Annotated in this window: 13 protein-coding genes; 6 read left to right on the top strand and 7 right to left on the bottom strand. The window is 63.2% G+C overall.

Going from position 1 to position 12,965, the window contains the following annotated elements:
- Positions 1-39: 39 nt before the first annotated feature.
- A complete protein-coding gene (locus tag JQ611_RS20615; RefSeq protein ID WP_212264054.1) occupies positions 40-2,142 on the top strand; it encodes a methyl-accepting chemotaxis protein in 2,103 nt (700 codons plus the stop codon).
- 20 nt (positions 2,143-2,162) lie between these two features.
- Here JQ611_RS20615 and JQ611_RS20610 read toward each other — a convergent pair whose 3' ends face one another.
- Positions 2,163-3,536 carry a serine protease gene (locus JQ611_RS20610; protein ID WP_212466427.1) on the bottom strand — a complete coding sequence of 458 codons (1,374 nt, stop codon included), beginning with the start codon at positions 3,534-3,536 and terminating at the stop codon, positions 2,163-2,165.
- A gap of 136 nt (positions 3,537-3,672) precedes the next feature.
- On the opposite strand from JQ611_RS20610, the gene JQ611_RS20605 reads away from it, so the two are divergent.
- A complete protein-coding gene (locus JQ611_RS20605) occupies positions 3,673-4,473 on the top strand; it encodes a molybdopterin-synthase adenylyltransferase MoeB (RefSeq protein ID WP_212466426.1) in 801 nt (266 codons plus the stop codon).
- Positions 4,474-4,493: 20 nt separating this feature from the next.
- On the opposite strand, the gene JQ611_RS20600 is transcribed toward JQ611_RS20605, so the two are convergent.
- From JQ611_RS20600 to JQ611_RS20590, 3 genes are all read right to left on the bottom strand, one after another.
- A complete protein-coding gene (locus JQ611_RS20600; RefSeq protein WP_192736253.1) occupies positions 4,494-4,928 on the bottom strand; it encodes a hypothetical protein in 435 nt (144 codons plus the stop codon).
- Between the two features lie 117 nt (positions 4,929-5,045).
- The gene (locus JQ611_RS20595; RefSeq protein WP_212264051.1) at positions 5,046-5,258 is read right to left on the bottom strand and encodes a hypothetical protein; all 213 of its coding nucleotides are present in this window, start codon (positions 5,256-5,258) and stop codon (positions 5,046-5,048) included.
- A 147-nt stretch (positions 5,259-5,405) separates the two neighbouring features.
- A complete protein-coding gene (locus JQ611_RS20590) occupies positions 5,406-6,407 on the bottom strand; it encodes an aldo/keto reductase (protein WP_212466425.1) in 1,002 nt (333 codons plus the stop codon).
- Positions 6,408-6,528: 121 nt separating this feature from the next.
- Here JQ611_RS20590 and JQ611_RS20585 point away from each other — a divergent pair, with 121 nt between their 5' ends.
- A complete protein-coding gene (locus tag JQ611_RS20585) occupies positions 6,529-7,458 on the top strand; it encodes a LysR family transcriptional regulator (RefSeq protein ID WP_212466424.1) in 930 nt (309 codons plus the stop codon).
- Here JQ611_RS20585 and JQ611_RS20580 read toward each other — a convergent pair.
- Together JQ611_RS20580 and JQ611_RS20575 are read right to left on the bottom strand one after the other, a co-directional pair.
- Positions 7,447-8,124: a uridine kinase gene (locus JQ611_RS20580; protein ID WP_312012074.1), complete on the bottom strand. Its 678-nt coding sequence runs from the start codon at positions 8,122-8,124 to the stop codon at positions 7,447-7,449. The two genes, JQ611_RS20585 and JQ611_RS20580, sit on opposite strands and share 12 nt — an antisense overlap.
- 19 nt (positions 8,125-8,143) lie before the next feature.
- A complete protein-coding gene (locus JQ611_RS20575; RefSeq protein ID WP_212264048.1) occupies positions 8,144-9,145 on the bottom strand; it encodes a D-glycerate dehydrogenase in 1,002 nt (333 codons plus the stop codon).
- Between the two features lie 415 nt (positions 9,146-9,560).
- On the opposite strand from JQ611_RS20575, the gene JQ611_RS20570 reads away from it, so the two are divergent.
- Positions 9,561-10,088, top strand: coding sequence for an SH3 domain-containing protein (locus JQ611_RS20570; RefSeq protein ID WP_192736259.1), 528 nt, complete (start codon positions 9,561-9,563; stop codon positions 10,086-10,088).
- A 160-nt stretch (positions 10,089-10,248) separates the two neighbouring features.
- Here the strand turns inward: JQ611_RS20570 and irrA are convergent, their stop codons facing one another.
- The gene (irrA, locus tag JQ611_RS20565; RefSeq protein WP_283813409.1) at positions 10,249-10,704 is read right to left on the bottom strand and encodes an iron response transcriptional regulator IrrA; all 456 of its coding nucleotides are present in this window, start codon (positions 10,702-10,704) and stop codon (positions 10,249-10,251) included.
- A gap of 395 nt (positions 10,705-11,099) precedes the next feature.
- Between irrA and fabA the strand changes: the two genes are divergently transcribed.
- Positions 11,100-11,627, top strand: a complete 528-nt coding sequence (fabA, locus tag JQ611_RS20560; protein WP_192736260.1) for a 3-hydroxyacyl-[acyl-carrier-protein] dehydratase FabA — start codon at positions 11,100-11,102, stop codon at positions 11,625-11,627.
- A gap of 78 nt (positions 11,628-11,705) precedes the next feature.
- Positions 11,706-12,929 (top strand): beta-ketoacyl-ACP synthase I, encoded by a 1,224-nt coding sequence (gene fabB / locus JQ611_RS20555; RefSeq protein ID WP_212264046.1) that lies wholly within the window; start codon positions 11,706-11,708, stop codon positions 12,927-12,929.
- The last annotated feature ends 36 nt before the right edge of the window (positions 12,930-12,965 follow it).

Here is a 12,965-nt window from a genome sequence, read left to right as displayed (position 1 = left end):
GCTGCCGGTAGCTATCGGTCTGCACAAAGGGGCTTCGCCATGGCAATTCTGAAACTGAGTATTCGTGGGCGTTTGATCCTGGGCTTCAGCGTGCTTTGCGCATTGCTTGCATGCGTGGTCGTCATCACCATCGTCAAAGTTCGCAACGTCAACGATTCCACCGAGCGGACCGTCAATCTTCGCGTGCCGACCGCGATGGCCGCGAATGACGTGGTGGCCGGGGTGTACGCCTCGCTCGCATCGCTGCGCGGCTGGCTGATCACCGGCAACGATGCGTTCAAGGCCGAGCGCGTGATGCTCTGGAAAGACATTCAACGCCATGGCTCCGCGATGGACAACCTCTCGAGCCATTGGACCAACGAGCAGAACAAAACGGACTGGAAGCAAGCCAAGCCACTGCTCGACGAACTGCGCAGCGCGCAGGACAAGGCCGAAGCAATTGCCCACACCATCGACGAGCAGCCCGCAGCAAAGATTCTCGCCACCGAAGCCGCGCCGTTGGCGAAACTCATGCTGCAAAAAGCGACGTCGATCATCGACGAGGAGGGCGGCATTGCCTCGACGGATTCGCGCAAGAGCCTGTTGATCGGTTTTGCAGACATGCGCGGCAGTATGGCGATGGCCATCGGCGCGATCCGCGCCTATCTGCTGACCGCGGACATGGCCTTCAAGAAGGAGTTTGAGGATCTCTGGGCGCTCAACCAGACAAAGTTCGAGGCGCTCTCGAAGCGACGCGCGGAAATGACAGGCGAGCAGCAGAAGGCGTTTGACGCGCTGGTCGATGCCCGCGCCAAGTTCGCGCCGATGCCGCAGAAGATGTTCGAGATCCGGGCCTCGGACCGCTGGAACATGGCGCAGTGGTTCCTGACCAACGAGGCGGCTCCCCGCGCCAACAAACTGCTCGATATCTTCGCGGGAACAAAGGACGCCACCGGATCACGTTCCGGCGGGATGGTTGCGCGCCAGCAAGACAGTCTGAAACGCGACGGTGCGGCGGTTCTCGCTGAAACCAGTTTCCTGATGACGCTGCTCTGGGTGCTGCTCGGTGTCGGCATCGGCGTTGCGGCGACTGTCGTGTATCTGACCAACCGTTCGATCGTGCCGCCGATTCTGAAGATGGTCGGCGCCATGGGCCAGCTTGCCGGCGGCGATCATTCGGTCGCGATCCCGGCGACCGACAAGAAGGACGAAATCGGCCTGATGGCGCGGGCGGTCCTGATCTTCAAGGAGAACATGATCAAGGCCAAGGAGCTCGCCGAAAAGGAGGCCGAAGCCATCAGCGCGCGCGTGGCGCGGGCGGCGCGGGTCAATGAACTGACCCAGACGTTCGATGCCGACATATCGACCGTGCTGAGGTCGGTGGCGTCGGCCTCGACCGAACTGCAGGCGACCGCGTCGTCAATGACGGCGACGGCGGAAGAGACCAGCAACCAGGCGACCGCGGTGGCGGCTGCGACCGAGGAGGCTTCGACGAACGTGCAAACCGTCGCGGCTGCGTCGGAGGAGCTGGCCAGTTCCGTTACCGAGATCAGCCGTCAGGTGGCGCAGTCGGCCTCGATCGCGCAGAAGGCCGTGGGTGAGGCCGATCGCACCAATGCGACGGTGCAGGGGCTGTTCAAGGACGCGGCCGGCATCGGCGACGTCGTCAAGCTGATCAGCGAGATCGCCAGCCAGACCAATCTGCTGGCGCTCAATGCGACGATCGAGGCAGCGCGTGCCGGTGAGGCCGGCCGTGGTTTTGCCGTGGTGGCATCCGAGGTCAAGAGTCTGGCTGAACAAACTGCCAAAGCGACCGACCAGATCGGCGCTCAGGTTTCGTCGATCCAGGCTTCGTCGAGCGAAGCCGTCGCCGCCATCAAGGGGATCTCGGCGACCATCAACGAAATGAGCGAGATCGCCTCCGCGATTGCGGGTGCCGTGGAAGAACAGGGTTCGGCGACCCAGGAGATCGCCCGCAACGTGCAGCAGGCTGCGCTCGGCACCGGCGAAATCTCGTCGAACGTGAGTGGCGTTCAGCAGGCCGCCGGCGACACCGGTGCCGCCGCGCATCAGGTACTGCAGGCCTCCAGCGAGTTGTCGCGGCAGTCCGAGACAATGCGAAGCCACGTCGAAACCTTCCTCAGCAACATCAAGGCTGCCTGAGGCGGACTGACGTCGTCAGTTTACTTCCGCACGCAGATCACACGCACCACGGATGCTTTTGCGTCCGGTGATCCGCTGGCGCCAGTGACGCCATTGGCCTTGAGAAAATCGCGCACGGCATCCGATGTCACCAGCACCGCCTGTGCGGCGCCGTTCGCTGGACCTGCAACGACCACCGGCTTCAGCAGCGCGATGCCGGCGAATTTGCCGTCGCCGTCGAGCGCGGCCGCGCCGGAAAAACCGAGCGCGGGCGGCGGCGACAACGCGACGTCGTTGCTGCCGCCAAGCTGTGCGACCGAAGCCTTGACGCTGCTGGCGGCGTTCCCACCGCCCTGGTTCTGCGGATCGGCAATGCCGGTCAGGTCGAGCGCCGTCTTCGAGGCCGGGCTTGCGAGGTTGAGCGGCTTCAGTCCGCGCGCGCCATAGATGCGCAGCAAAGCGAGATCGTGCTCCTTGTCCTCGGCCACACGGTCGGCATTGCCGAAGCCGGCGATCGCGACGGCGACGCAGCCGTCGGTGATCTGGCGGTCGGCGATGATCGCGCCGTCGTCGCTGACCACGACGCCGGTGCCATATTCCACGGTCTTGCGCGGCGGGGGGCCCGCGACCTGCGGGCCGGTTGGAAAAGCGTTGAATGCGCTCGACATTGCGATCACCACCGGCTCCACGGTATTTTCCGTGGCCTGATCATAGAGGATGGTGAGGATGCGGACTTCATCGCCCTTGAAGGTGCCGCGCAAATAGAACTTCTTCAGGCCTTGCAGGCCGGACAGCACGAAGAAGTCCGGCTTCACCACCGTGTAATCGATCTTGCGCTGGGCTTCCTTCTTTTCCAGCTCGGCGAGTTTTGCCGTGGTCGGATTGGCTTCCTTGCGCCGCGCCAGTTGGATCTGGATGGTTCCGGTCGGCGACGTCCATTTGGTGCCGTTGGCGTCGCTGGCCTGCTGCGGCACCAGCTTTGTGGGAATGCCGAGCCGTACGCCGGTGCCGGGATCGGTGGCGATCTTCCAGCCGACATTTTCCTGCCGCTTCCTGGCGGTGTCGGCGAGGATGCCGCGCTCCTGCGGATTGAGCACGCCAGTCTCCTTGGCCCCGCGGCTCTTCTGGAATTCCTTGATCGCCTTGACCATGCGCTCGCTGACGTCGCCGGTGATCGCGCCATTGTACTGGCCAACCCAGGCGAGGTCGGATTGCAGCGCCAGCCGTTCGGCCTGCGACATCGCGTTGGCGGTTTCCTCGGGCTTTTGCAGCGCGGGCCGGATCGGCACCGTCGCGACCGGCTTCGGCTTGGCGCCGGCCGTGGAGGGCGGCGTCAACTGGGCCTGAGCTGACGATCCCAGGCTCGCGAAAATGGCGGCCGAGACCATCATTGTTGCTGAAAACACCGATCTCATGACAAATCCCAGGGAATATTCGGAATCGGGAGGGAATATTGGAGCGATCATTGACCTCGGGTCAATTAAGCACATCTGCTTGGTCAGCAACAACAGCGCCCCGGTTCACGGAACGGCGCATGGGAATAGATCGACGATGCTGACCGCCGACGAACTCGAACGCTATGCCCGCCACATCGTGCTGCGCGAGGTCGGCGGCCCCGGCCAGACCGCCCTGAAGGAGGCGTCCGTGCTGGTGATCGGCGCCGGCGGTCTCGGCGCCCCGGTGCTGATGTATCTCGCCGCCGCCGGCATCGGCACGCTCGGCGTGGTCGACGACGATATTGTCTCGCTGTCCAATTTGCAGCGCCAGATCATCCACACCACGCCCGATATCGGCAAGCGCAAGGTCGATAGCGCCGCGCAGCAGATCGACGCGCTCAACCCGCACGTCAACTTCGAGGCGCATGCGGTGCGTCTCGATGCCGGCAACGCGATGTCGCTGATCGGCGGTTATGATCTGGTGCTCGATGGGTCAGATAATTTCGAAACCCGCTATCTGGTTTCCGACGCCTGCTTCCTCGCGGCCAAGCCGCTGATCACGGCGGCGCTCGGTCAGTTCGACGGATCGCTGACCACGATCCGCGCCCATGAGCGGGACGCCGGCGGCGAGTTCAATCCGACCTATCGCTGTCTGTTTCCAGAGGCGCCGCCGCCGGGCACGGTGCCGGCCTGCGCCGAGGCCGGCGTGGTGGGTGCTCTCGCGGGCATGCTGGGATCGATGATGGCGCTGGAAGCGATTCGCGAAATCGTCGGCTTCGGCGACAGCCTGGTCGGACGGCTGGTGATGGTGGACGCCCGCGCGATGCGGTTCGAAACCCTGCGCTACCGGCGCGATCCCGCGAACCCGCTCAATGGTGATACGCCCACGATCACTGATCTAAGTGCGCACCGGTGAGGACTGGCGGGCATCCGCCGTCAGTCGATGTCGGCAATCTGCTTCTCGTAGTCAGACGCGTTTGATTTATCCGTCATGACCTGCGGGCAACGGAAGCAGGCCTCTTTGCCTTCCTGACGGAACCAGCGGCAGGTGGGGCGAATCTCGCAGGCGGGAAGCGCGTTGACGACAGCCGGAACGCCTTCAACGATCCTTTTGGCCAGACTGCAGGTGTTACCCTTGAAATGCTTGCAGCCGCCGCTGGCGCCCGCGCAGGGTGCCGCGATGCGGAACAGTTCCGTGGGCTTGGCATCTCCCGCAAGGGCAAGGACCTGTTCGGAGATTGGCACGGTCTCGGTGAGATATCCGACCCGGTGCTGCTCCGGCGTACCGGTGATTACGCCAAAGATTCGGGCGCCCTCGTCGGTCGCCTGCGAACTCGGGCAGTCGATCTGCTTCTTTAAATCCTTGGACATGAATCCCTCTATCTCGCTGCGCGTGCCGGGTGAGCTGCGTCTATCCTGAAATGAAAAGGCGTCCGGGATGGCGTCCGACGCACGACGCGCCGAACGCCATCTCGTCTCTTGATCGATTCAGAATAGAACCGTCTTTGTGGGCACCGGCATCGTCGGCGTCGGAAATCTGCCGAAGATGGTGATATCCTTGATGATATCGCCCAGCGATCCGCGGTTGATCGCAGCCCTGAAACCGGCTGCGACGATTTCAAGCTGTTCCGGGGTGAGCTGAACCGGCGCTTCGAGCTCGGACTTCGCAGGCTCGACTGCGTTGATGTCGGACTTCTTCATCTGTCTTCTCCTTGTCGCGAGACGAAGGGGCCATCCGCTTCGGCTGCTACAGGAGGCTAGGGACAGATTGGATGAGTTACCGTGATTTTGCTCACGGAACCCTCGCGCCCCGGCGAATGGGGGCGCGAGGAACTCGTGCGGTTGCATTCAGGCCCGCTTCTTCTCGCTGTCCAGATGCGCCATTTGCTCCGTCGCATAACGCGTGCCGGCGGCTGCATCCGGCGGGAATGCCTTCGCGAGCTTGTCCAGATGCGCCGCCGAGAGCTTCACATCGAGCGCGCCAAGCGCTTCGGTCAGCCGGTCGCGGCGGCGGGCGCCGACCAGCGGCACGATGTCATTGCCCTGCGCCGCCACCCAGGCAATCGCGACCTGCGCCACCGATACGCCGAGATCGGCGGCGACCTCGCGCAGCGGCTCGACCAGCGCCAGATTGGCGTCGAGATTGGCGCCCTGGAAACGCGGGGTCATCTGCCGGAAGTCCTGTCCGCCGGACTTGTCTTTCGACCAGTGTCCGCTGATCAGGCCGCGCGACAGCACGCCATAAGCGGTGACGCCGATACCGAGTTCGCGGCAGGTCGGCAGGATATCGTCCTCGATGCCGCGCGAGATCAGCGAATATTCGATCTGCAGATCGGCGATCGGATGCACGGCATGGGCGCGACGGATGGTGTCGGAGCCGACTTCGGACAGGCCGATATGCCTGACATAGCCGGCCTTGATCATGTCGGCGATGGCGCCGACCGTGTCTTCGATCGGCACCGCCGGATCGAGCCGGGCCGGCCGGTAGATGTCGATGTGATCGACGCCGAGCCGCTGCAGCGAATAGGCGATGAAATTCTTCACCGCCGCCGGGCGGCAGTCCATGCCGATGAAACCGCGCGCGGGATCGCGCAACACACCGAACTTGACGCTGATCTGCACATCGTCGCGGCCGCGGCCGGCGAGCGCCTCGCGGATCAGCAATTCGTTGTGGCCCATGCCGTAGAAGTCACCGGTGTCGAGCAGGGTGATCCCGGCGTCGAGCGCGGCATGAATGGTGGCGATGCTCTCGCCGCGGTCGGCCGGACCATAAAAGTCCGACATGCCCATGCAGCCGAGACCGATGGCGGCGACGTCGGGGCCGGTCTTGCCGAGTTTGCGGTGTTCCATGGTGGTGCTCCTCGTATTGGCGGCGGGGATTCCCGCGCCGGGTTGACGAGGCTGGTATGGCCGATCGCGATTAGAGCGATAAGCTGGACAATGCTAAATAGCTTGTTCAGTATACCGAACAATGCAGGATTTTGACCTCCGCGATCTCGATGCCTTCGTCGCCGTGGCGCGCACCCGGAATTTCCGGCGCGCCGCGATCGAGCAGCGCGTCTCCGTTTCGAGTCTCAGCCAGCGGCTGCGCGACATGGAGGAGCGGCTTGGCGTCCGCCTGATGAACCGCACCACCCGCAGCGTTGCATTGACCGAAGCCGGCGAACTGCTGCTGGCCCGGGTCGGGCCGGCGATGTCGGATGTCGGCGACGCGCTCGATCAGGTGCGCGGCCTGCGCGGCGTGCCGTCCGGCCGCTTGCGGATCAATGCGCCACCGCCCGCGATCGACCTCGTGCTCGCGCCGATGGTTGCGCCGTTTCTTGCAAAGTATCCGCAGATCGAACTGGAAATCGTCGGCGAGAGTGCATTCGTCGATATCGTCGCCGGCGGTTTCGACGCCGGCGTGCGCTACGGCGAGCATCTGGCACAGGACATGATTGCGGTTTCGCTCGGGGCGCCGCAGCGCTACGCGGTGGTGGCATCGAAGGAATATGTGGCGCGACACGGCAAGCCGATGCAGCCGAAGGATCTGCTCGATCACGCCTGCATCCGCACCCGGTTCGGCAGCGGCGCCATGCTGGATTGGGAATTCGAGAAGGCGGGACGTGTCGTGGTGGTTTCGCCGCCGGCAAAACTGGTCGCAACCTATCTCGGCCTTGCGCTGCGCGCCGTCCATGATGGGATCGGCTTCTGGTTGACGTTTGAAGGTTATGTACGCTTTGGCATCAAATCGGGTGCGCTGGTCAGCGTGCTCGACGACTGGTGCGCGCCGTTTCCCGGACCGTTTCTGTACTATCCGAGCCGCCGCCAGCCGCCGCCGGCGCTGGGCGCGTTCGTCGCGTTTGTCGGGGAATGGCGCAAGCAGGAGAGACGGAAGGGCCGGGGCGGCTCAACTGGGTGAAGCACGCCACTTCAGTATTCTTGGCTCCCGCAGATCATTGTAGCCGATGACAATATCGGCATGCTCTTCCGGGGCGCACTCACGCAGATATCGCTGCTGGCCCCCGACATAACGCTGGTTCGGCGGCGCAGCAGGATCTGGCGTGCCAAAATCCGGGCCGCGCCGCGCGCCGCGCGGCACGGAGACATTGAAGTCGACCTTCAGAAAGATCGAGAGGTCCCAACAGGCCCGAAGCTCGGGGCGGTGCAGGAAGATGCCGTCAACGATCAGCGCGGCGGTTGGCGGCGCCTGCTGCGTGACCGGTCCGAACGGCCGGTCGTTGTCGAGATCAAAACGTCTTGCGACGTATCGACCGGAGCTACCGGGACTCAAGGGATCGAGCAACAGTGTCCGAAATGAATCGTAGTCGTACGAGTCGAGGAAAAAGCCATCAGGTGAATACCGGCCACGCGCGTATCGTACCGAGCGTGGATGATGGAAATCATCGACGGAAGCTCGGATCGTCGGGCGGCCTTGTGCTGCCACGAGCGGCGCCAGCGCATCCGCCAGCGTGGTCTTTCCCGCGCCATCGACGCCATCGATCGCGACGCGGATGATCCGCGTGGGATGTAGTGCGACGACGGTGGCGGCGAGACGGTTCAGCAGCGATGCGTGGGCTTCGCTCACATCATCCTCGGTGGCCGCCTCACAGCATGCTGGGCAGCACGCGGTCCGGCGGCTTGTGGTTGTCGAGGAAGGTCCTGATGTTGATGATCACCTTCTCGCCCATCTCGACACGGCCTTCGATCGTGGCCGAGCCCATGTGCGGCAGCAGCGTGACCTTGCCGGCCTTGGCCAGCCGAACCAGTTTTGGATTGACGGCGGGCTCATGCTCGTAGACGTCGAGCCCGGCGCCGCCGATCTCGCCACCTTCGATCAGCTTGATCAGCGTGTCCTCGTCGATCACCTCGCCGCGCGCGGTGTTGACGATATAGGCCTCTTTCCGGATCAGTTTTAAGCGCCGCGCCGACAGCAGGTGGAACGTCGCTGGGGTGTGCGGACAGTTCACCGAGATGATGTCCATCCGCGCCAGCATCTGGTCGAGGCTTTCCCAATAGGTCGCGCCCAATTCGTCGGCGATCACGGGCGCGACGGGACGGCGGTTGTGATAGTGGATCTGCAGGCCGAAGGCGCGGGCCCGGCGCGCCACCGCCTGGCCGATGCGGCCCATGCCGATAATGCCGAGGCGTTTGCCGCCGATGCGATGACCGAGCATCCAGGTCGGCGACCAGCCCGGCCAGTGCTTGCCATCGGTGAGAATCGAGGCGCCCTCGATCAGCCGCCGCGGCACCGCGAGAATCAGCGCCATGGTCATGTCGGCGGTGTCTTCGGTCAAGACTTTCGGCGTGTTGGTCACGGTGATGCCGCGCGCATGCGCCGCCGTGACGTCGATATTGTCGACGCCATTGCCGAAATTGGCGATCATCCGCAGCTTGCAGTCGGGCTGCTTGAGAATTTCCTCGTTGACCAGGTCGGTCACGGTCGGCACCAGCACGTCGGCGGTACGGACCGCCTCGGCGATCTGTTCCGGCGTCATCGGCGTGTCGTCGAGATTTAACCGCGCATCGAACAGTTCGCGCATCCGGGTCTCGATCGAGTCCGGGAGTTTGCGGGTGACGACGACGAGAGGCTTTTTCTTAACCGACATGTCCTGCTCTCATGAGGCAATGGCTCGTCCAACCTTTGACGAGTCAGAAGCTTCGCCGTTGAGGCCTCATTAACCTGGTTGTTCGACACTGCATTCGCTGCGCGGTTCGAACGGCTACCTGGTCGTTTCCTTAGGTTTCCTTAGCGCTTCCTCGGGTTCCCCGATCCTTACCTCGGGGTTGCCAAGGGAAGGGTCAAGGTAATCAGGGAAATTCGGGCGTTCTGGTTCTCAAGCGTTCCGTCCTCTCTAGCAGAAGGCCGGGCCAAGACAAGAACCCCTCGGGAACGACAATCCGAGTTGCGACCAGGGCGGGCACAGGGGGACTCAAGTTTAAGGGTCTTGGGTTTCAGGCGTTGAGTGGATTGTTTCAACTCGAAGAATTCGAGTTGAGAGGTTCTCGGCAGGAGACGAGTTGATGGCGTTGGGGCGTTTCTGTTCGATGGCGGTGCTGGCAGGGTGCATGCTGGGTGCGTCGGTCAGCACAGGTTTTTCAGCCAAGGAAGCAGGCTCCACCACCAGCGGCCTCCCGGTGCCGCGTTATGTCAGCCTCAAATCCGATCATGTGAATGTCAGGGCCGGTCCGACAAAGGACAATGACGTCGCCTGGGTTTACACCCGCTCCGGCCTGCCGGTCGAAATCACCGCTGAATTCGAGAACTGGCGCCGGGTGCGCGATTCCGAAGGCGCCGAGGGCTGGGTCTATCATTCCCTGCTGTCGGGCCGCCGCACCGCCGTCGTCACCATGAAGACCAAGGACGAACTCGCGCCGCTCTACGATCGCGCCGATCCGTCCAGCGCGGTCGCCGCGCGCCTGCAGGCCGGCGTCGTTGCCCAGGTCAAGAAATGCGCGGCCGGCTGGTGCCGCGTGATCGGCAACGGATTTGACGGCTGGATCGAACAGCAGCGGCTGTGGGGCGTCTACGCCGACGAGAAGGTGGATTGAGGCAGGTTCGCGGTGAGCAACAACTCTTGCGTCGTCCCGGCGAAGGCCGGGACCCATACCGCGTGATTCCTCGATCAGGCGGTGGTAGACGCCGTCATCCAACAACAAGCATTTGTGGTTATGGGTCCCGGCCTTCGCCGGGACGACGAGCTGAAAAAGCTCAGCGCTTCTTGCGCAGCCGCACGACCATGTCGACGCGGGCGATTTCGTAACCTTCCGGCACGTCGGGCATCCGCGACAGCACCAGATGCGGATCTGGAATGTCGACCAGCTCGTGGTTGTTCTCGAGATAGAAGTGGTGATGCGCCGTCACGTTGGTGTCGAAATAGGTCTTGGTGCCGTCAACGCTGACCTGGCGCAGCAGGCCGGCATCGGTGAGCTGGTTGAGCGTGTTGTAGACGGTGGCGAGCGAGACCGGCACCTTGGCCAGCGTCGCTTCCTCGTACAGCATTTCAGCGGTCAGATGCCGCGCGCCCTTGCCGAACAGCAGCCAGCCGAGCGCCATGCGCTGGCGGGTCGGCCGCAGGCCGGCAGCTTGCAGCATTTCGTTGACGTCATGCCAGGGACAGCCGGTCAACGCCGGTTGATGTCCGGCGGCATGGGCGGCCGGATCCATCGCGGCTAAGTCAGCGGCGTCGTCGTTCACAGTCGAGACCTGGTCGTTCATTTCCACTTCGGTACCACGCTGACAAACTTGGGCAATATTCTTGCCCAATATAAAAGGAAATCCTTTAGATGCAAGTTTTTCGCAACTAGAACGATCCCAAGGTAAAGGCGGAACCCGCGATGGGACAGGGTGCTTTTAGGCCCTATCCAGTGCTTTGCCGCCCGCCAAGGCCTATGTTACAGAGCGCGCGGACCACATATGCATATTCGGCAGGGACATTTGCCGGTGGCACCCAAGTAGCGCCAATTTGCGGGAAACAGGCATTCTTCCGCGGGAAACCGGTCCGGTTCGCTCGAAAGCGCGACCAGGATACTTTTGCGGGACATCTTAGAGAGGCTGAAACGATGCTGGATCGCCGCGGCGGTTACGAATACGAGGATTTGCTGGCGTGCGGCCGTGGCGAGCTATTCGGCCCGGGAAATGCGCAATTACCGCTGCCGCCGATGCTGATGTTCGATCGCATCACCGAAATTTCCGAAACCGGTGGGGAATACGGCAAGGGCATCGTTCGCGCCGAACTCGACGTGAACCCGGATCTCTGGTTCTTCGGCTGCCATTTCAAAGGCGATCCGGTGATGCCGGGCTGTCTCGGCCTCGACGCGCTGTGGCAGATGGTCGGCTTTTATCTCGGCTGGACCGGCGGCGAGGGCCGCGGCCGGGCGTTGGGCCTCGGCGAACTGAAGTTCTCCGGTCAAGTGATGCCGAATGTCCGCAAGATTGTGTACAACGTCGATATCAAGCGCGTGATGCGTCTAAAGCTCTGGCTGGGTATCGCCGACGGCTGGCTTTCGGCCGACGGCGAGATTATCTATCGCGCGAAGGATCTGAGGGTGGGGCTGTTAAAGCAGGGTGCCGCATTGCCGGGAGCGTAAGTTACCCGCTCTCCAATAGGCGGAATTCGGTTTGACGGCGGCCATCACACAAAACGCAAACGACAGGACGAGGCGATCATGAGGCGGGTTGTCATCACGGGGATGGGCATCGTCTCATCCATCGGAAATAACACCCAGGAAGTGCTTGCGAGCCTTCATGAGGCGAAATCGGGGATCACGCGCGCGGAAAAATACGCCGAACTCGGCTTCCGCTCGCAGGTGCAGGGCGCTCCGTCCCTCAATCCCGCCGATGTCATCGACCGGCGCGCGATGCGCTTTCTCGGCGAGGGCGCGGCGTGGAATCACATCGCGATGGAGCAGGCGATCCAGGATTCCGGTCTCAGCCCGACCGAAGTTTCCGACGTCCGTACCGGCATCATCATGGGCTCCGGCGGACCGTCCGCGCGCACCATCGTCGAAGCGGCCGATATCACCAGGACCAAGGGTCCCAAACGCGTGGGGCCGTTCGCGGTGCCAAAGGCGATGTCGTCGACCGCCTCAGCCACGCTGGCGACCTGGTTCAAGATCAAAGGCGTGAACTATTCGATCTCGTCGGCCTGCGCGACCTCCAACCATTGCATCGGCAACGCCTATGAGACGATCCAGATCGGCAAGCAGGATGTGATCTTCGCCGGCGGCTGCGAGGAACTCGACTGGTCGCTGTCGGTGCTGTTCGACGCCATGGGCGCGATGTCCTCGAAATACAACGCCACGCCCGCCACCGCGTCGCGTCCCTATGACGTCAGCCGCGACGGCTTCGTCATTGCGGGCGGCGCCGGCGTGGTGGTGCTGGAAGAGCTCGAACACGCCAAGGCGCGCGGCGCGCGCATCTACGCCGAAGTGGTCGGCTATGGCGCGACGTCTGACGGCTACGACATGGTGGCCCCCTCGGGCGAAGGCGCCGAGCGCTGCATGCGGATGGCGATGGAGACCGTGAAGACGCCGATCGACTACATCAATCCGCACGCCACCTCGACGCCCGCCGGCGATCCGCCGGAAATCGAGGCGATCCGCAAGGTGTTCGGCACCGGCGAAAAATGCCCGCCGATCTCGGCGACCAAGGCGCTGACCGGACATTCGCTCGGTGCCACCGGCGTTCAGGAAGCGATCTATTCGCTGCTGATGATGAACAACGGTTTTGTGTGCGAGAGCGCTAACATCACCGAGCTCGACCCGGTGTTCGCCGACATGCCGATCGTGCGCAAGCGCATCGACAATGCCAAGCTCGGCACCGTGCTGTCGAATTCGTTCGGTTTCGGCGGCACCAACGCCACGCTGGTGTTCAAGCGCATGGATGCGTGATTTGTCATGCCCCGCGAAAGCGGGGCATCCAGTACG

This window comes from Bradyrhizobium sp. AUGA SZCCT0182, from assembly GCF_018130185.1.
GTDB lineage: Bacteria > Pseudomonadota > Alphaproteobacteria > Rhizobiales > Xanthobacteraceae > Bradyrhizobium.
This window is presented reverse-complemented; position numbering and strand designations above follow the sequence as displayed.